This is a genomic window from Pseudoduganella aquatica, assembly GCF_020865585.1.
Classification (GTDB): domain Bacteria; phylum Pseudomonadota; class Gammaproteobacteria; order Burkholderiales; family Burkholderiaceae_D; genus Rugamonas; species Rugamonas aquatica_A.
On record NZ_CP086370.1, the window covers coordinates 4,345,440 to 4,361,809 of the forward strand.

The 16,370-nt window shown below is 67.6% G+C and carries 20 protein-coding genes; all 20 read right to left on the reverse strand.

Annotation, left to right across the window (positions count from 1 at the left end; genetic code table 11):
• Positions 1-4: 4 nt before the first annotated feature.
• The 20 genes from KT882_RS19320 to KT882_RS19415 all read right to left on the reverse strand — a co-directional run bounded on the left by KT882_RS19320 (position 5) and on the right by KT882_RS19415 (position 16,366).
• Positions 5-1,384, reverse strand: a complete 1,380-nt coding sequence (locus KT882_RS19320; RefSeq protein ID WP_161075068.1) for an amino acid permease — start codon at positions 1,382-1,384, stop codon at positions 5-7.
• A gap of 57 nt (positions 1,385-1,441) precedes the next feature.
• Positions 1,442-2,446 carry an amidohydrolase family protein gene (locus KT882_RS19325; protein ID WP_161075069.1) on the reverse strand — a complete coding sequence of 335 codons (1,005 nt, stop codon included), beginning with the start codon at positions 2,444-2,446 and terminating at the stop codon, positions 1,442-1,444.
• On the reverse strand, positions 2,443-2,973 hold the full coding sequence (locus tag KT882_RS19330; protein ID WP_161075070.1) for a 3-hydroxyanthranilate 3,4-dioxygenase: 531 nt from the start codon (positions 2,971-2,973) through the stop codon (positions 2,443-2,445). The genes KT882_RS19325 and KT882_RS19330 overlap by 4 nt, the downstream gene beginning before the upstream one ends.
• Before the next feature lie 11 nt (positions 2,974-2,984).
• Positions 2,985-3,401 carry a RidA family protein gene (locus tag KT882_RS19335; RefSeq protein WP_161075071.1) on the reverse strand — a complete coding sequence of 139 codons (417 nt, stop codon included), beginning with the start codon at positions 3,399-3,401 and terminating at the stop codon, positions 2,985-2,987.
• On the reverse strand, positions 3,398-4,204 hold the full coding sequence (locus KT882_RS19340) for a 2-keto-4-pentenoate hydratase (protein ID WP_407682053.1): 807 nt from the start codon (positions 4,202-4,204) through the stop codon (positions 3,398-3,400). The genes KT882_RS19335 and KT882_RS19340 overlap by 4 nt, the downstream gene beginning before the upstream one ends.
• 14 nt (positions 4,205-4,218) lie before the next feature.
• The gene (dmpG, locus tag KT882_RS19345; RefSeq protein ID WP_228893075.1) at positions 4,219-5,265 is read right to left on the reverse strand and encodes a 4-hydroxy-2-oxovalerate aldolase; all 1,047 of its coding nucleotides are present in this window, start codon (positions 5,263-5,265) and stop codon (positions 4,219-4,221) included.
• A 10-nt stretch (positions 5,266-5,275) separates the two neighbouring features.
• On the reverse strand, positions 5,276-6,229 hold the full coding sequence (locus tag KT882_RS19350; RefSeq protein WP_228893076.1) for an acetaldehyde dehydrogenase (acetylating): 954 nt from the start codon (positions 6,227-6,229) through the stop codon (positions 5,276-5,278).
• A 19-nt stretch (positions 6,230-6,248) separates the two neighbouring features.
• The gene (gene mhpD / locus KT882_RS19355) at positions 6,249-7,031 is read right to left on the reverse strand and encodes a 2-keto-4-pentenoate hydratase (protein ID WP_228893077.1); all 783 of its coding nucleotides are present in this window, start codon (positions 7,029-7,031) and stop codon (positions 6,249-6,251) included.
• Entirely contained in the window at positions 7,028-7,426 is a 399-nt protein-coding gene (locus KT882_RS19360; protein WP_228893078.1) for a RidA family protein, read from the reverse strand. Before KT882_RS19360 ends, mhpD begins: the two co-directional genes overlap by 4 nt.
• An 8-nt stretch (positions 7,427-7,434) precedes the next feature.
• Positions 7,435-8,904, reverse strand: a complete 1,470-nt coding sequence (locus KT882_RS19365) for a 2-hydroxymuconic semialdehyde dehydrogenase (RefSeq protein ID WP_228893079.1) — start codon at positions 8,902-8,904, stop codon at positions 7,435-7,437.
• A 111-nt stretch (positions 8,905-9,015) separates the two neighbouring features.
• Positions 9,016-9,993 (reverse strand): LysR substrate-binding domain-containing protein, encoded by a 978-nt coding sequence (locus KT882_RS19370; RefSeq protein ID WP_228893080.1) that lies wholly within the window; start codon positions 9,991-9,993, stop codon positions 9,016-9,018.
• Complete coding sequence (locus KT882_RS19375; protein WP_161075078.1) at positions 9,983-10,639, reverse strand: GntR family transcriptional regulator; 657 nt, start codon at positions 10,637-10,639, stop codon at positions 9,983-9,985. The genes KT882_RS19370 and KT882_RS19375 overlap by 11 nt, the downstream gene beginning before the upstream one ends.
• 43 nt (positions 10,640-10,682) lie before the next feature.
• Positions 10,683-11,111, reverse strand: a complete 429-nt coding sequence (locus tag KT882_RS19380; protein WP_223149402.1) for a VOC family protein — start codon at positions 11,109-11,111, stop codon at positions 10,683-10,685.
• A gap of 5 nt (positions 11,112-11,116) precedes the next feature.
• A complete protein-coding gene (locus KT882_RS19385) occupies positions 11,117-11,908 on the reverse strand; it encodes a sulfite exporter TauE/SafE family protein (RefSeq protein WP_228893081.1) in 792 nt (263 codons plus the stop codon).
• 5 nt (positions 11,909-11,913) lie between these two features.
• On the reverse strand, positions 11,914-12,531 hold the full coding sequence (locus tag KT882_RS19390) for a malonic semialdehyde reductase (protein ID WP_161075080.1): 618 nt from the start codon (positions 12,529-12,531) through the stop codon (positions 11,914-11,916).
• Entirely contained in the window at positions 12,528-12,947 is a 420-nt protein-coding gene (locus tag KT882_RS19395; protein WP_161075081.1) for a RidA family protein, read from the reverse strand. The genes KT882_RS19390 and KT882_RS19395 overlap by 4 nt, the downstream gene beginning before the upstream one ends.
• Entirely contained in the window at positions 12,944-13,861 is a 918-nt protein-coding gene (locus tag KT882_RS19400) for a dihydrodipicolinate synthase family protein (protein ID WP_161075082.1), read from the reverse strand. Before KT882_RS19400 ends, KT882_RS19395 begins: the two co-directional genes overlap by 4 nt.
• 2 nt (positions 13,862-13,863) lie before the next feature.
• Entirely contained in the window at positions 13,864-14,805 is a 942-nt protein-coding gene (locus KT882_RS19405) for an alpha/beta hydrolase (RefSeq protein WP_228893082.1), read from the reverse strand.
• Entirely contained in the window at positions 14,805-15,611 is an 807-nt protein-coding gene (locus KT882_RS19410; protein WP_371869404.1) for an ABC transporter ATP-binding protein, read from the reverse strand. The genes KT882_RS19405 and KT882_RS19410 overlap by 1 nt, the downstream gene beginning before the upstream one ends.
• Positions 15,612-15,622: 11 nt before the next feature.
• Positions 15,623-16,366, reverse strand: a complete 744-nt coding sequence (locus tag KT882_RS19415) for an ABC transporter permease (protein WP_228893083.1) — start codon at positions 16,364-16,366, stop codon at positions 15,623-15,625.
• Positions 16,367-16,370 lie beyond the last annotated feature (4 nt).

Consider the following 16,370-nt stretch of genomic DNA (forward strand, 5'->3'; position numbering starts at 1 on the left):
GGCGTCAGCGCTTGCGGTAGCGCAGGAAGTACAGCGCGCTCAAGACCAGCATGAAAGGCACGCCGGTGAGCAGCGTCATTTCAAACTCGCGGGTGAAGGCGGTGGTTGCCATAATGGCCAGCATCAGCGCCGCGCCCAGCAGCGTGAGCCACGGGAAGGCCCACATGCGGAAAGCCAGCGCGGGCTGCCCTTCCCTGTTCCAGCGCCGCCGGAAGCAGTAGTGGGTAACGAAGATCATCAGCCAGGTGAACATGGCGCCGAACATGGAGATGGCCATCATCAGCATGAAGGAACCCTTGGGATACAGGATGCTGAGCGCCGCCGCGATGGCGATGCCGGCGCACGACAGCGACAGCGCCGCCACCGGCACGCCGCGCTTGCTCAGCTTCCCGAAGCGCGCCGGCGCCTGCCCGGCCCGCGACAGGCTGAACATGGTGCGGGTGGTGATGTACAGCTGGCTATTCATGGCCGACAGCGCCGCCACCAGGATCACGAAGTTGATCAGCCCCGCCGCGCCGGGCACGTGCAGCGCCTCCATCGCCATGACGAAGGGACTGTGGCCGTTGCCCGCCGAAGTCCAGGGCACGATGGCCAGCATCAGCCCCAGCGTGAGCATGTAGAACACCACCAGCCGCAGCATGGCCGCCTTGAAGGCGCCGGTGATGGCGCGCTGCGGGTCTTTCGCCTCGCCGGCCGCCACCGCCACCATCTCGATGCCGAGGTAGCTGAAGATGGAGACGATCACCCCGGTCCACATGCCGGATCCGCCGTTGGGGAAGAAGCCCTGGTGCTGCAGGTAGTTCTTGAAACCGATCGGCCCCGCCGCCGGCGCCGCGTACACCAGCCAGGAGCCGATGACGATGAAGGCGACGATGGCGGCGATCTTGATGGTCGAGAACAGGTACTCCACGTTGCCGAATACGTCCACGCTCATGGCGTTGACGAACACCAGCGCCGCCGAGAACAGCGCGATCCACATCCACGCGGGCGTGCCGGGGAACCAGTACTGCATATAAAGCGCCACCGCCGTCACCTCCGTGCCCACCGCCAGCACGATGGACGCCCAGTAGGCATAGCGCACCGCGAAGCCGGCCCAGGGGCTGACATAGTGCTCGGCGTAGGCGCCGAAGGAACCGGCCGTGGGATGGGCCACGGTCATCTCGGCCAGGCAGCCGATCAGCAGGATGGCGATCAGCGCGCCGATGGCATAGCTGAGCAGCACGCTCGGACCGGCAAAGCCGATGGCGAATCCGCTGCCGAGGAACAGGCCGGTGCCGATGGCGCCGCCGATGGCGATCATCGACATCTGGCCGCTGGACAGGCCGCGCTGCAAACCGTCCTCGCGCGCGGCGATCGCGGCGAAGCCGCTGTTAGGGTGTGTCATGTGTGTCTCCGGTTGGCCGCTTGGCGCGGTGTGCGCGCGGCTCTTGTTGGGGATGGATCAGATGCCGAAAAATTCGCCGGCGTTGCCGCCCAGGAGGCGGCCGGTGCGCTGCGCGCCGAAGCCGGCGTCGCGTATCAGCTTGCCCACATCCTGCTCGCCCAGCGGATACGGATAGTCGGAGCCCAGCATCACCCGGTCCTCGCCCATCACGTCCACCAGCAGGCCGAGGGCGCGCTGGTCGAACACGGCCGAATCCACATAGAAGCGCTTGACGTAGGACGACGGCGGCTGCGGGCAGTTTTCACGCACGATGTCGCGCTGCTGCCAGGCGTTTTCCACGCGCCCCAGCAGGAAGGCGAAGCTGCCGCCGCCGTGGGCGAAGCAGATCTTCAGCGATTCGGGCAGGCGCTCGAAAGCGCCGGACATGATCAGCGACAGGATGCCCAGCTGCGTTTCGGCCGGCATGGCCACCAGCCAGGGCAGCATCCACTTCTTCATGCGGGCGTCGCCGCCCATCATGTCCCAGGGGTGCACCAGCAGCGGGATGCCGTCGTGCGCGCAGTGGGTGAGGAAGCGCAGCAGGCCTTCATCGTCCAGGTCCAGGTTGCCCAGGTGGTTGCCGATCTGGACGCCGACGTGGCCGTTGGCCTTGGCGCGGCTGGCTTCGCGGCAGGCCGCGTCGATGTCCTGCAGCGGCACCTGCGCCAGCGCCTTCAGGCGGGACGGATTGTGCGCGCACAGCTCCAGCGCGTAGTCGTTCATGCGCTCGGCCCACGGCAGCGCCAGGTCGATCGGGTAGCTGTAGCCGAACATCACGGGGGTGGCGCACATCAGCTGCACGTCCACGCCGGAGCGGTCCATTTCCTCGATACGGCGCGCCGGGTCCCACAGCGCCGAATAGACGGGGCGGAACGGCTGGTCGCCGGTCATGATCATGCCGTGGCCGTTGTCCTGCACGCGCAGCCAGGGCGCTTTGTGCTTGTCCAGCGCGGCCGCTTCGGCTTGCGTAATGGGCGGGAAAAAGTGGCTGTGGATGTCGATTACCTTGTTCGTCTCGGTCATTTCGCCCCCAGTTTGCCGGGGTGGACTTCGCCGCACTGCGGGCACACGCGCAGGCTGGCGTCGCCGTAGAAGCGCTCGAACAGCGGCGGCAGATCCTTGACGATGCTCCGCAGCTGCGTCTCGACCCGGTGCACCAGGTGGTTGCAGTACAGGCAGTACCACTCGAAGGCGTCCAGCATGCCTTGCGGGCGCTGGCGTTCGATCACCAGGCACAGGCTGCCCGCCTCCGGGCGCTGCGGCGAGTGGCGCACGTGCGGCGGCAACAGGAAGATGTCGCCCTCTTTCAGGTCGATGCGCTCGATCCGGCCCTCGTTCATGATGTTCAGGTAGGCGTTGCCCTTGAACTGGTAGAAGAATTCCTCCAGCGGGTCGTCATGGTAGTCGGTGCGCTGGTTCGGGCCGCCGACCACGGTGACGATGAAGTCCGCGTCCTGCCACACTTGCTGGTTGCCGACGGGAGGCTTGAGCAGGTGCGCGTGCTCCGCGATCCACTGCTGGAAGTTGAATGGTTTGCCGTATTTATACATGGTTGCTTCCATTATTCTGGCTTGTAGGCGATGGCTTTGATTTCGATCAGCAGGTGCGGGTGCGGCAGCTGGTGCACCGCCACCGTGGTGCGCGTGGGGCCGGTGTAGTCGAAGTACTCGCCATATACTTCGTTATAGCCGCCAAAATCGTTCATGTTGACCAGGAAGGTGCTGATTTCGACGATATCGTCCAGCCCTGCCCCGGCGCTGGCCAGGATGTCGCGCATATTCTCGATCACCGCGCGGGTCTGCACGCGGATGTCCAGCTGCGTGGTGCCCATGGCGTCCACCTCCACGCCGGCCAGGCTGTTGTCGGGGCGGCGCGAGCTGGTGCCGGAGACGAACAGGAAACCGCCGGCGCGCTTCAGGTGCGGGAATTTTCCGCGTGGCCGGGCTTTGCCTTCGACCAGGTGGGCTTGCGTACTCATATTGCGCCTCCGGTTGTAAATTCAGCGCGCCCCAGGCCGCCGATGTCCACGCTCACATGCAGGCCAGGCGCCAGCGCCTCGGCCGCCGTGGCGGCGCCGGCCATGATCAGCGAACCGGCCGGCAGCGTCAAGCCTGCGGCGCTGGCCAGGCGGCTGGCCTGCACCACGCTGCGCAGCGGATTGCCCAGGATGGCGCCGGTGCTGCCCATGGCCACAGGCCGGCCGTTGAAGCGCATGGTGACGCCACGGTTGGCCAGATCGCCCACGTCCGGCGAGAACTCGCCCACCACCACGCCGGCCGAGGAGCAGTTGTCCGCCACCACGTCCTCCAGGTTGAACTTGAAGTTGCGGAAGCGCGAATCGATGATCTCCATCGCCGGCGCCACGCCGGCCAGGTAGCCTGCGGCCTCCAGCAGCGTGAGCGGCCGGGCGATGGGGCGGCTGGTGAGGAAGCACAGCTCCGGCTCCACGCGCGGATGGATGAAGTGATCCAGCGGCACCGTGGCGCCCTCCTCGTACAGCATGGCGTCCGTCAAGAGGCCCCAGATCAGGCTGTCCACGCCCATCTGCACCATCTTCGCGCGGCTGGTGAAGCCCAGCTTCACGCCCACCGGCTTTTCCCCGCGTCCGTGGCGCAGCGCGATGGAGGCGCGCTGGATCTCGTAGGCCTGCTCCAGCGTGAAGCCGTGCACCGGCGCCAGCGGGTCGGTTTCGCGGCGCAGGCGGGCCGCGTCGTCCAGCGTGGCAGCCAGCTCGGCGATCAGGCTGGCGCGCACGCCTTGCCAGTCCGCGCCGCGCAGCATTTCAGTGGCGCCGTTCATGCCGCCTCCTTCTCGCCGCGGCGGCGCAGCAGGTCCAGCGCCACGTCCACGATCATGTCTTCCTGCCCGCCCACCATGCGGCGCTTGCCCAGCTCCACCAGGATGTCGATGGCCGGCACGCCATAGCGCGCGGCTGCCGCTTCGGCGTGGCGCAGGAAGCTTGAGTACACGCCGGCATAGCCCAGCGCCAGGGTTTCGCGGTCCACCCGCACCGGGCGGTCCTGCAGCGGGCGCACCAGGTCGTCGGCCGCGTTCATCAGCGCGAACAGATCGGTGCCATGCTCCCAGCCCATGCGATCCACGGCGGCGATGAACACTTCCAGCGGCGCGTTGCCCGCGCCAGCGCCCATGCCGGCCAGCGAGGCATCGATGCGGTCGCAGCCGTTTTCCAGCGCAACGATGGAGTTGGCGACGCCCAGCGACAGGTTATGGTGGGCGTGCATGCCGGTCTGCGTTTCGGGCTTGAGCGTATCCTTGAAAGCCCAGAAGCGCTCGGCCACGTCCGTCATCGACAGCGCGCCGCCGGAATCGACCACGTACACGCACTGCGCGCCGTAGGATTCCATCAGCTTGGCCTGGCGCGCCAGCGCCTGCGGCGTGGTCATGTGGGACATCATCAGGAAGCCCACCGTGTCCATGCCCAGCTTGCGCGCATGCTCGATGTGCTGGCGCGAGATGTCGGCCTCGGTGCAGTGCGTGGCAATGCGCACGATGCGCGCGCCGGCGCTGTAGGCGGCGTCCAGGTCGTGCACGGTGCCGATGCCGGGCAGCAGCAGCGTGGCGATGCGCGAATGCTGCAGCACGCCGGCCACGGCTTCTATCCATTCCAGGTCGGTGTGGGCGCCGAAGCCGTAGTTGAAGCTGGAGCCGCGCAGGCCGTCGCCGTGGGCGATCTCTATGCTGTCCACCTTGGCCGCGTCCAGCGCCTTGGCGATGGCCACGGCCTGCTCCAGCGAATACTGGTGGCGGATGGCGTGCATGCCGTCGCGCAGGGTCACGTCGGAGACGTAGATCTTGCCGTCTTTGCGGTTGTTGTTGCTCATGTCTGCTCCTTTACTGCGCCAGCGCGCTGGCGGCGATCTGCTCGGCCGTGGCCAGCGCTGCCGACGTCATGATGTCCAGGTTGCCCGCGTAGGCCGGCAGGTAGTGCGCCGCGCCTTCCACCTCGATGAACACCGATACCTTCAGGCCATGCATCAGGCCTATGCCGGGAATGTTCAGCGGGCGCTCGGCGGGAATGCGCTCGAACTGCACCTGCTGCTTCAGGCGGTAGCCGGGCACGTAGGCGTTCACGCGCTGCACCATGGCCTCCACCGAGGCGCGCACTTCGTCTTCATTGGCGGCGGCGTCGGCCAGGCAGAACACGGTGTCGCGCATCATCAGCGGCGGTTCGGCGGGATTGAGCACGATGATGGCCTTGCCCTGCTCCGCGCCGCCCACCGAGACGATGGCGCGCGAGGTGGTTTCGGTGAATTCGTCGATATTGGCGCGCGTGCCGGGGCCGGCGGACTTGCTGGCGATGGAGGCCACGATCTCGGCGTAGTGCACCTTGGCCACCTGGGACACAGCGCGCACGATGGGGATGGTGGCCTGGCCGCCGCAGGTGACCATGTTCACGTTGGGGCTGTCCAGGTGCTCGTCCAGGTTCACCACCGGCACCACGTAAGGGCCGATGGCGGCGGGGGTGAGGTCGATCACGCGCACGCCATGCCATTGCAGCAGGCGGTTGTGCTCGGCGTGGGCGCCGGCAGAGGTGGCGTCGAAGGCCAGCTTGATCTTGTCGAAGCCGGGCAGCGCGGCCAGGCCGGCCACGCCTTCATGCGTGATGGGCACGCCCAGGCGCGCGGCGCGGGCCAGGCCGTCCGATTCGGGATCGATGCCGACCATGGCGCCCATTTTCAGGTGCTTGGCATTGCGCAGCACCTTGATCATCAGGTCGGTGCCGATATTGCCGGAGCCGATGATGGCGACCGGCCAGCGTTGATCGTCTTGCGTTGTGTGTTCCATGAGTGTCTCCTGTTTTTTTTTAGCCGCCGAACGCGGCGCGTACGCTGCCGAGTCCTTCGATATTCGCTTCGAACACATCGCCCGGCTGCGCCGCGCACATCGGCCCAAGCGCGCCGGTCATCACAATGTCGCCCGCCTGCAGCGGACTGCCGAGGCGAGCCATGGTGTTGGCCAGCCAGATGGCCGCGCGCAGCGGGTTGCCCAGGCAGGCCGCGCCCGCCCCGACCGACACCTGCTCGCCGCGCCGCTCCATCACCATGCCGCAGCCGGCGATGTCGAAAGCGTCCAGCTTCACGGGCCGGGAGCCGAGCACGAACAAGCCGCTGGACGCGTTGTCGGCAATAGTGTCGGCCAGCCTGATGTCCCAGTTGGCAATGCGGCTGCCGACGATCTCGATGGCGGGCAAGGCGTAGGCAGTGGCGCGCAGGATGTCGGCGAGCGTGTTCTGCTCATGCGGCAGCGAGCGCTCCAGCACCAGCGCGATCTCCGCTTCCACCTTGGGCTGCAGCACGCGGCCCGGCGCCACTTCCTCGCCATCGCACAAGGCCATGTCGGCGAACAGCATGCCGAAGTCCGGCTGATCCACACCAAGCTGCTTCTGCACCGCCTGCGAAGTAAGGCCGATCTTGCGCCCCACCAGGCGCCGGCCGCGCACCAGCCAGCGGTCCGTGTTCAATTTTTGGACCGCGTATGCCGCTTCCACGTCGGTGTCGCCTATCAGTTCGCGCACCGGCTTGCACGGCTCGCCGTACTGGTGGGCGTCCCAAAGCATGTCCGCTGCCTGCTGGATGGTGGCGTTCATGGCTGCACCGCCTGCACGAAGGTGAATTCGATTTCAACCGAAGCGCCCAGCGGCAGCGCGCTCACGCCGATGGAGGTGCGCGCCGGCGGGATCACGCCCGGCGTGAACACGGCCTCCCAGGCGGCGTTGATCTCGCCGAACAGGTCCAGCCGCGTGGTGTAGATGCGGGCGATCAGCAGCTCGTCCAGCGACACGCCGTAGTCCGGCAGCGCGCGCTGCAGGCTGCGCAGGATGGCGGCCGCTTCGGCGCCGGGGCCGCCGGCAACCAGCTCGCCGCTGGCCGCGTCCAGCGCGATCATGCCGGACAGCTGGACGGTGTCGCCGATGCGCACGCAAGGGCTGTAGCGGAAGCGCGGCGCCGCGATGGCGGGCGATTGGATGGTGATGCGTTGCATGTCGGACCTCACAGTTTGATGCAGATGTTGGCCACATCCGAATAGAAATCGAGCGAGTAGCGGCCGCCCTCGCGCCCCAGGCCGGAGAGCTTGACGCCGCCGAACGGCGTGCGCAGGTCGCGCAGATACCAGGTGTTGACCCACACCAGGCCGACGTGGATGCGGCGCGCCACGCGGTGCGCGCGGGACAGGTTGGTGGTCCACAACGCGCAGGCCAGGCCGTAGTCGCTGGCGTTCACGCGCGCCACTACCTCATCCTCCGCATCGAACGGGGCGATATGGCATACCGGGCCGAAGATCTCCTCCGTCACGCAGCGCGCGCTGTCCGGCAGGCCGGTCCAGACGGTGGGCTGCACGTAGGCGCCGTTGTCGCGGGCGTCGCCGAAGTGCGGCACGCCGCCGCCCGCCACCACGGTGGCCCCTTCCTGCTCGGCCAGGCGGAAGTAGCCCAGCACCTTGTCGCGGTGGCCGTGCGAAATCAGGGGTCCCATGTCCACGCCGCCTTCGTCCGGGTAGCCGATCTTCAGCGCGTCCACCTTGGCCTTGATGGCTGCCACGAAGCGCTCGAAGATGGGGCGCTCCACGTACACCCGTTCGGAGCACAGGCACACCTGGCCGGAGTTGGTGAAGGACGAGCGCATCACGCCCGCCACGGCGGCGTCGAAGTCGGCGTCGGCGAAGACCACGGCGGCGTTCTTGCCGCCCAGTTCGAACGACACTTCCTTCACGCCGTCCGCCACCGCCTTCATGATGGTGCTGCCGGTGCGCGATTCGCCGGTGAAGGTGAGCGCGTCTATGCCCTTGCTCTCGGTGAGGAACTGGCCGGCAGAGTCGGCGCCGAAGCCGTGCACCAGGTTGAACACGCCGCGCGGCACGCCGGCGTCGCGCATTACTTCGGCCAGCAGCGTGGCCGTGGCAGGCGACTCCTCGGACGGCTTGGCCACCACGGCGTTGCCGCAGGCGAGCGCCGGCGCCACTTTCCAGGTGAGCAGCAGCAGCGGCAGGTTCCACGGCGAGATAATGCCCACCACGCCAAGCGGCTTGCGCACCGTGTAGTTCAGGGCGCCGGCGCCGTCCGCCGTGGCCATTTCGAAGGCGTCCGTGTTGGCGCAGGCGGCCAGGTCGGCGAAGGTGCGGAAGTTGGCGATGCCGCGCGCGATGTCCAGCGTGCGCGCCTGCTCCAGCGGGCGGCCGGTGTCGGCTACTTCTGCGGCCACGAATTCGTCGAAGCGGGCGGCGATGCCGTCCGCCACCTTGTGCAGCATGGCGGCGCGCTGCTGCACGCTCATGGCGCCCCACGGCCCTTGCAGGGCGCGGCGCGCGGCGGCCACGGCGGCTTCCACGGTGACGCGGTCGGCCTCGCAGACCTGGGCGATCAGGCTGCCGTCCACCGGGTTGATGTTATCGAAGGTGGCCGCGCTGCCGACGAATTCGCCGTCGACGTAGTTGCGCAGCAGTGCTGGCGATGCAGGTTTCAAGTCGGTCTCCTATGTTCTCGTGTACAGCTTGGAAACGAGTATAGAAAGACACGGCAATAAAATATAATGAATACTTCGGCTCTGGATATTCCAGAAATTGATACCAGGGTCTTAGAGTTCCCCCGCCGCCTGCGTCAGGCAGGCGATGAAGCGCGCGGCGGCCGGCGTGCTGGCGCGGTCTTCGCGCACCGAGTAGCCGATGCGGCCGAAGGCGCCGATGTCGCCCATCTCCAGTATCGCCAGCAGCTTCAGTTGCGCGAAGTGCTGCGCCACGGCGCGCGGCATCAGGTTGATGGCCTGCATGGACTGCATCAGGCCGATGTTGGTCAGCAGCGACAAGGATTCGACGATATTGCCCGGCATGGCCAGCCCGGCGTCCGTGAACAGGCGCTCGGCGGTGATGCGCGCCGGCGACTCCATCGGCGGCAGCAGCCAGGGCCAGGCCAGCAGCTCGCGCAGGTCGATGCTGGCGCGCTGGGCCAGCGGATGCTCGCTCCACACCACCGCGCACAGCGCTTCCTGGAACAGCTCCGTGTGGCGGAAGCTGTACATGCGCGCCAGCGGCAGGTCTGCCTCGGGCAGGCGGCCCACCACCAGGTCCAGCTCCCCGGTGGCCAGGGCCGGGAACAGGCGGTCCAGCGGGCCTTCGCGCACGGTGATGAGGATGCCGGGCCGTTCTGCCTTGAGCTTGGAGATGGCCAGCGGCAGCAGGCGGGCGGATGCCGATATCAGTGTGCCGACGATGACGTGGCCGGAATCGCCGCTGCGGAAGGCGTTCAGTTCATCGGTGAGGTAGCGCAGTTCGGCGATCACGGACTTGACGCGCGCGCCCAGCAAGGTGGCGTAGCAGGTGGGCACCACGCCCCGGTTGGTGCGCTCGAACAGCTCGACGCCCAAATCCCCCTCCAGTTCCTGGATGGCCTTGGTGACAGCCGGCTGCGTGAGGTTCAGCTCCTTGGCGGCGCGCGCGATGGAATGCGAGGCCAGCACGCGGTCGAAGATCAGCAGCGGCTTCAGTTTCAGGCGGCGCAGCATGCCGTCCACCAGCGGCACGTCGGCGCGCAGCGGGTCGGTATCTTCAGGCCGCATGGCTGACCTGGCGTTCGCGCATCACTTCCAGCACGTGCACGCTGAGGCGGTTGGCGTGGTTGCGCATGGCCAGATAGGCGCGCTCCGCGTCCGACGCCAGGATGGCGTTGACGATGGCTTCGTGTTCGTCGTGCGACTGCGCCAGGCGGCGCTCCACCCCGCCTTGCGCGGCGCGGAACTGGTTGAGCCGGGCGCGCAGCTTTTCTATGCTCTCGGCCAGGCTCTTGTTGTGCGCGCCGGTGCAGATCAGCTGGTGGAACTTGGCGTTCAGTTCCAGGTAGCCGTCCTCGTCGCCGTGCTCCATGCACTCCACGCCCTGCAGGTGGAACAGCTCCAGCTGCTTTTTCTGCACGGCGCTCATGCGTTCGGCGCTGATGCGGCAGCACAGCGCCTCCAGTTCGCCCAGCGCTTCCAGCGTGTCGGCCAGTTCGTCCAGGCTGATGCTGATGACCACCCCGCCCTTGCGCGGCCGCAGTTCGACCAGGCCGGCGTTGGCCAGCTCGCGCAAAGCCTGCCGGACCGGCGTGCGCGACACCTTGAAGCGCTCCGAGATGGCGTTTTCTTCCAGGCTTGCACCCGGTTCAACGGTTCCGCTGATAATTTCGTCTGCAAGGATGCGATAAAGCCGCATCGAAATGGTTTCCATGGTTCTCGATCTTTTTGTTTTGGTGATTATCGTCCGCCCTACACTATATCGCGAACAGGCGGTTCAGGGCAGCCAGTCCTTTGAACTCCAGCGCGTTGCCGGACGGGTCGCAGAAGAACATGGTGGACTGCTCGCCGGGCTGGCCGGCGAAGCGCACATGCGGCTCGACCACGAAGTGCACGCCGGCGGCGCGGGTACGTCCGGCCAGCGCGTTCCAGTGCGGCATATCGAGCACGATGCCGAAATGCGGAATCGGCACGGCGTCGCCGTCCACCAGGCCGGCGCCGGCCGCCGGCTGAAGGTCCGCTTTCAGGTGCAGCGAGAGCTGGTGGCCCATGCAGTCGAAGTCCACCCAGCGTTCGGTGCTGCGGCCTTCGGTGAAACCAAGCACGCCGCCATAGAAGGCGCGCGCCTCGTCCAGGTCGCGCACGAAGAAGGCCAGGTGGAAGGGGAACAGGGCTTGCATCATCATTCCTTTCAAAACAGCGAGATGAGCATCCTGGTGCCGACGATCAGCAGCAGGCATGCGAACAGTTTTTTCAGTTTGGCCACCGGCAGCGCATGCGCCATGCGCGCTCCCAGCGGCGCCGTGAGCACGCTGGCGATGGCGATGGCGGCCAGCGCGGGCAGGTAGACGAAGCCCAGGCTGTGCTCGGGCAGCGCCGCGACGCGCCAGCCGTTCAGCACATAGCCCGCCACGCCGGCGGCGGCAATGGGGAAGCCCAGCGCGGCGGAAGTGCCGATGACGGTGTGCAGCGGCACGTTACACCAGGTCATGAAGGGCACGGACAAGGTGCCGCCGCCTATGCCCACAAAGCTGGACACCACGCCGATGGCGCCGCCGGACGCCAGCATGCCGCCTGTCTCCGGCAGCTGGCGGCTGGGTTTGGGCTTGATGTTCATCAGCATCTGGATGGCGACGAAGTAGGCGAAGCAGATGAAGATCAATTTAAGCACATTGGTGGACATGCGCGCCGCCAGCCACACACCGGCCAGCGTGCCCGCCACGATGCCGGGCGACAGCCGCCGCACCACAGACCAGTCGACGGCGCCGCGCTTGTGGTGCGATCGCAGGCTGGCCACGGAGGTGAACAGGATGGAAGCCATCGAAGTGCCCAGCGCGAGGTGCAGCGTGTATTCGGGCGGGAAATGGTGGGCGGTGTAGACGAAGGTGAGCACCGGCACGATAACCGTGCCGCCGCCGACGCCGAGCAGGCCGGCCAGCACGCCTGCCCCCGCGCCAAGCGCAATATATAAGAGGATATCCATGGTTTCTATAAAAGTGTGCAGGCCTGGGCGAAGTCCAGGCGGGGGCTGCGGGGGAAGAGCTGGGCGTGGTCGCCGTAGCCCAGGTTGCAAAGGAAGTTGACCTTGACGCGGCCGTCCGGGAAGAAGGCGCGGTTGACGGCGGCGGCGTCGAAGCCGGACAACGGGCCGCAGTCCAGGCCTAGCGCGCGCGCCGCCAGCATCAGCCAGGCGCCCTGCAGGCTGCTGTTGCGGAAGGCGGTGGACTCGGCCAGGGCTGCGCTGGCCTCGAACATGGCGCCGGCGCCTGGGTTGTGCGGGAACAGCTGCGGCAGGTGCTCGTGGAAGCGCGTGTCGTAGGCGATGACGGCGACCACGGGCGCTGCGCGCACCTTGTCCACGTTGCCTGGACTGAGCGCAGGCAGCAGGCGCGCCTTGGCCTCGTCCGTGCGCAGGAACAGGAAACGCGCGGGGCAGCCGTTCACGCTGGTCGGGCAGAGCCTGGCCAGGCCGTAGAGCTGCTCCAGCAGCGCGTCGTCCACCGCGCGCGCCAGCCAGGCGTTGTGGGAGCGCGCGTGGCGGAACAACAGGTCCAGGGCGTCGTCCGCCAGCCGGGCCGGCGCGGCGTTGCGGGGCACGGCGTTCATGCGCCCTCCCCGGCTGCCTGCGGCTTGTAGGCCACCACCGTCAGCTCCACCACCATGTGCGGATGCGGCAGCTGGTGGACGCCGACCGTGGTGCGCGCGGCGCGGCCGTCGAAGTACTCGCCGTAGATGGCGTTGTAGGCCGGGAAGTCGGCCATGTCGGTCAGGTAGGCGGTGACCGCCACGCAGTCGGACAGGCGCGCGCCTGCCTGGGCCAGCGCCGCCTCCACTTTGGCGATCACGATGCGGGTCTGGTGAGCGGCGTCGAACACCACGCCGCCCTGCGGCAGGTGGCGCACGCCTGCAACGCTGCCGTCGGCTTGGCGCGCGCTCATGCCCGAGACGTGGATAAAGTCGCCGGCGCGGCAATAGGCCGGGTAGCGCCCCAGCGGCGCAATGTGCTGCACGGCCGCGCTCATGGCGTATCCAATGCGGGCATGGCGAATCCGGCGGCCTCCAGCTCGGCCAGCAGGGAGGCCTGCTGCTGCGCGCTCAGCGGCGACAGCGGCGGGCGCTGGATCTGCCACTGTCTCTGGTCGCGGTAGTGGCTGATGGCCCATTTCAGCGCGGCGATCATCGGATACCTCTGGAAGATCTGCCGCACCCGGTCCACCTGCTGCTGCGCCAGCGCGGCGCCCTGCTCCGCCCAGTTGGCGCACAGCGAGGAGATGGCGGCCGGGTTCACATTGATGGTGGCCGAGATGCAGCCGGCAGCGCCCAGCGGCATGGCGCGCGACAGGAAACTCTCCGAGGCAGGGAAAATCGACAACTGCGGGAAGTTGCGCAGCATGGCTTCGATGTTGCCCCAGTCGCCGTTGCTGTCCTTGACGCCGGCAAGCTGCTCCGGGTAGCGCTTGGCCAGGCGTTCGATCAGGCCCAGGCTGATCGGCACGCCCGAGAATGCGGGGATGTGGTACAGGAACAGGCGCAGGTTCGCGTCGCCCACGCGCTCGATCACTTCCGAATAATACGCGAACAGGCCGTCGTCGCTGACGCCCTTGTAGAAGAACGGGGGCAGCACCAGCACGCCGGCGCAGCCGTGCAGCAGCGCGTGGCGGCTCAGCGCAACCGTGTCCGGCAGCGCGCTGCAGCCGGTGCCGGGCAAGGTGCGGGCGAAGTCGATGCCGCGTCCGCCCAGGCGGTCCAGCAGCATCATGCGCTCGGCCAGGGACAGCGAGTTCGCTTCGCTGTTGGTGCCGAAGATGGCCAGGCCTGCGCCGTGGCGCTGCAGCCAGAGGCAGTGTGCGGCGTAGGCCTCGAAGTCGATGTCCAGGCCGGGGGTGAAAGGGGTGACGGCGGGCGCGAAGGCGCCGCTCAGCCGTGGTGGTGCCATGTTCAGGTCTCCTGTTTGGATTGCGGCCGCGTGCTGTCGAGGAAGCCGATCAGCGCGGGGCCAAAGCTTTGGTCCGCCGTGTCCAGGTGGGCGACGATGGAAGTGTGGTTGTGGCCAGGGACTTGCAGGAAGCGCAGTCCCCTGGCGCCGGCTTGCAGTGCGCGGTGGAAGAACTCGGCGCCGTAGGCGTCCAGGTGCGGGTTCTCGTACTCGGCGATGGCGACCAGCGTGGGCAGGTCAAGGTGGGCGGCATGGGTGACGGGTGAGCGCTGCTCGTACAGCGACTCGTCGTCGCCCCAGTAGGCGCGCACGCCGGCCGCGTTCGGGTTGTCCGGGCGCGCATCCGCCCGCAGCCGCGCGCTGACCAGGACCAGGCCGGACAGGCCGTGGCGCGTGCCCGCCCTGGCCCCCGCCTCGCCGATGCCCAGCACGTAGCTTGCCGCATGAGCGCCGCCGGCGGAATGGCCGATCAACACGATGTGCTCCGGGTTGCCTGCGTAGGCGCCCACGTGGGTGCGCAGCCAGGCCAGCGCTTGCGCCACGTCGTCCGCACCGCCGGGGAACGGCGCTTCGGGCGCGAGCCGGTACTCAAGGTTGACCGCCACGTAGCCATGGCGGGCGATATAGCGCGCGACATTGCCGTAGATCTCGGCGTTGCTGTTCATATTCCCGCGCATGAAAGCCCCGCCGTGCACGAACACCGCCACCGGCGCGCCACGCGCCGGCGTGGCCGCGCTGCGGTGGATGTCCAGCCGCTGGCGCGCATGGCTGCCGTAGGCCAGCCCCGCGTCGACGGTGACGCCGCGCCGGTCCGTGGCCGCCAGCAGCGGCGTGTAGACCGCCACCACCTGCTCGCGGTGCCGGTTGATGTCGTCCGCCCACACCGGCCCCATCGCCCGCAGCGCCGCCGCGTCCTGCTCCGGCAGGCCTTCAAATGGCCGCATCAGTACACCCCCATGATATGGCTCAGCTGCGCGATGTATTCGCCGTAGCGCGGATTGGTCTTCACATGCTCCGGTTTGCGCGGGCGCGGCAGGTCTATGCTGATGTCGTGGATGATGCGGCCCGGCCGGCCCGACATGACCAGCACCCGGTCGGACAGGAACACCGCCTCCTGGATGCTGTGCGTCACCAGCAGCACCGTCTTCATATGCTCCTGCCAGATGCGCAGCAGCTCCACGTTCAGCAGGTCGCGCGTCAACGCGTCCAGCGCGCCGAAAGGCTCGTCCATCAGCAGTATCTTCGGGTCGAGGGCCAGGATCTGGCCGATGGAAGCGCGCTGGCGCATGCCGCCCGACAGCTGGTGCGGATAGCTGTTCTCGAAACCAGACAAGCCCAGCGTGCGCACCAGTTCGCGCACCTTGCCCGCCAGCGCCTCGCGCGGCAGCTTGCGCAGCTCCGCGCCCAGCAGCATGTTCTGCTCCACGGTCAGCCAGGGCAGCATATTACTGGTCTGGAAAACCACGCCGATCTCCGGCACCGGCCGCACCATGGCGCGGTTGCACACCTGGACCAGCCCCTCGCTGTGCGGCACCAGCCCCGCCACGATGCGCAGCAAAGTGCTCTTGCCGCAGCCGCTGGGTCCAAGGATGGAGACGAATTCGCGGTCCCGTATCGCCAGCGACACGTCCTCCAGCGCGTTGACGGCGTGCTTGCCGGGGAAGCGCTTCACCACGTTGGCCACGCGTATCGCATCCGCCTGCGGCGCAGCGCCCGTACCGGGTTCCGCCGCGTCCTGCGGCTTGTTCATTATCTTCAGGTTCATGCCGACTTCCCCCTCCACCACACCGCGCGCGACGCCACCTCCACGGCCCAGTACAGCAGGCTGGCCAGCAGGGTAATCGCCAGGATCGCGGCAAACATCAGATCCGTCTGGGCGTTGGCCGTGGCCAGCGTCATCAAATGTCCCAGTCCCTTTTCCGCGCCGATGAATTCACCGACGATGGCGCCGATCACCGCCAGCGGCATGGCGATCTTCACGCCGTCCACAAAGCTGGGCAGCGCGGACGGCAGCTGCAGGCGCAGCAAGGTGTCCCAGCGCGAGGCCCCCAGCGCGCGGAAGTGCTCGTCCAGGTTGGCGGCAATGCCCGACAGCCCGCCCAGCGTGGCGATCACCAGCGGGAAGAAGGCGAACAGGAAGGTGGACGCCAGCTTGGAGGCGAAACCGTAGCCGAACCACACGATCATCAGCGGCGCCAATGCGATCTTCGGCATGCTTTGCAGCGCCGTGATGAAGGGATACAGCGTGCGCCGCGCGAAGGCGTTGAAATGGATCGCCACGCCCAGCACCACGCCGCCCGCCACCGCAAGCACAAAGCCGGCCAGCACTTCCAGCAGCGTTACCCAGCACTCGGCCAGCAGCAGTTCGCGCTGCTCCCAGCCGGCCGCCAGCACCTTGCTCAGCGGCGGCATCAGATAGCTGCGCACGCCGCTCAGCGCCACGCCGCACTCCCACAGGAGCGCGAACGCGCCCCAGAACAGTACCGTTTCCACAGTTCGTTTCATGCGC

Excerpts from the sequence above, each read along its gene's own strand:
- KT882_RS19320 (WP_161075068.1), bottom strand. The coding sequence starts at position 1,384 with ATGACACACCCTAACAGCGGCTTCGCCGCGATCGCCGCGCGCGAGGAC.
- KT882_RS19325 (WP_161075069.1), bottom strand. The coding sequence starts at position 2,446 with ATGACCGAGACGAACAAGGTAATCGACATCCACAGCCACTTTTTCCCG.
- KT882_RS19330 (WP_161075070.1), bottom strand. The coding sequence starts at position 2,973 with ATGTATAAATACGGCAAACCATTCAACTTCCAGCAGTGGATCGCGGAG.
- KT882_RS19335 (WP_161075071.1), bottom strand. The coding sequence starts at position 3,401 with ATGAGTACGCAAGCCCACCTGGTCGAAGGCAAAGCCCGGCCACGCGGA.
- KT882_RS19340 (WP_407682053.1), bottom strand. The coding sequence starts at position 4,204 with ATGCTGCGCGGCGCGGACTGGCAAGGCGTGCGCGCCAGCCTGATCGCC.
- dmpG (WP_228893075.1), bottom strand. The coding sequence starts at position 5,265 with ATGAGCAACAACAACCGCAAAGACGGCAAGATCTACGTCTCCGACGTG.
- KT882_RS19350 (WP_228893076.1), bottom strand. The coding sequence starts at position 6,229 with ATGGAACACACAACGCAAGACGATCAACGCTGGCCGGTCGCCATCATC.
- mhpD (WP_228893077.1), bottom strand. The coding sequence starts at position 7,031 with ATGAACGCCACCATCCAGCAGGCAGCGGACATGCTTTGGGACGCCCAC.
- KT882_RS19360 (WP_228893078.1), bottom strand. The coding sequence starts at position 7,426 with ATGCAACGCATCACCATCCAATCGCCCGCCATCGCGGCGCCGCGCTTC.
- KT882_RS19370 (WP_228893080.1), bottom strand. The coding sequence starts at position 9,993 with ATGCGGCCTGAAGATACCGACCCGCTGCGCGCCGACGTGCCGCTGGTG.
- KT882_RS19375 (WP_161075078.1), bottom strand. The coding sequence starts at position 10,639 with ATGGAAACCATTTCGATGCGGCTTTATCGCATCCTTGCAGACGAAATT.
- KT882_RS19380 (WP_223149402.1), bottom strand. The coding sequence starts at position 11,111 with ATGATGATGCAAGCCCTGTTCCCCTTCCACCTGGCCTTCTTCGTGCGC.
- KT882_RS19385 (WP_228893081.1), bottom strand. The coding sequence starts at position 11,908 with ATGGATATCCTCTTATATATTGCGCTTGGCGCGGGGGCAGGCGTGCTG.
- KT882_RS19390 (WP_161075080.1), bottom strand. The coding sequence starts at position 12,531 with ATGAACGCCGTGCCCCGCAACGCCGCGCCGGCCCGGCTGGCGGACGAC.
- KT882_RS19395 (WP_161075081.1), bottom strand. The coding sequence starts at position 12,947 with ATGAGCGCGGCCGTGCAGCACATTGCGCCGCTGGGGCGCTACCCGGCC.
- KT882_RS19400 (WP_161075082.1), bottom strand. The coding sequence starts at position 13,861 with ATGGCACCACCACGGCTGAGCGGCGCCTTCGCGCCCGCCGTCACCCCT.
- KT882_RS19405 (WP_228893082.1), bottom strand. The coding sequence starts at position 14,805 with ATGCGGCCATTTGAAGGCCTGCCGGAGCAGGACGCGGCGGCGCTGCGG.
- KT882_RS19410 (WP_371869404.1), bottom strand. The coding sequence starts at position 15,611 with ATGAACAAGCCGCAGGACGCGGCGGAACCCGGTACGGGCGCTGCGCCG.
- KT882_RS19415 (WP_228893083.1), bottom strand. The coding sequence starts at position 16,366 with ATGAAACGAACTGTGGAAACGGTACTGTTCTGGGGCGCGTTCGCGCTC.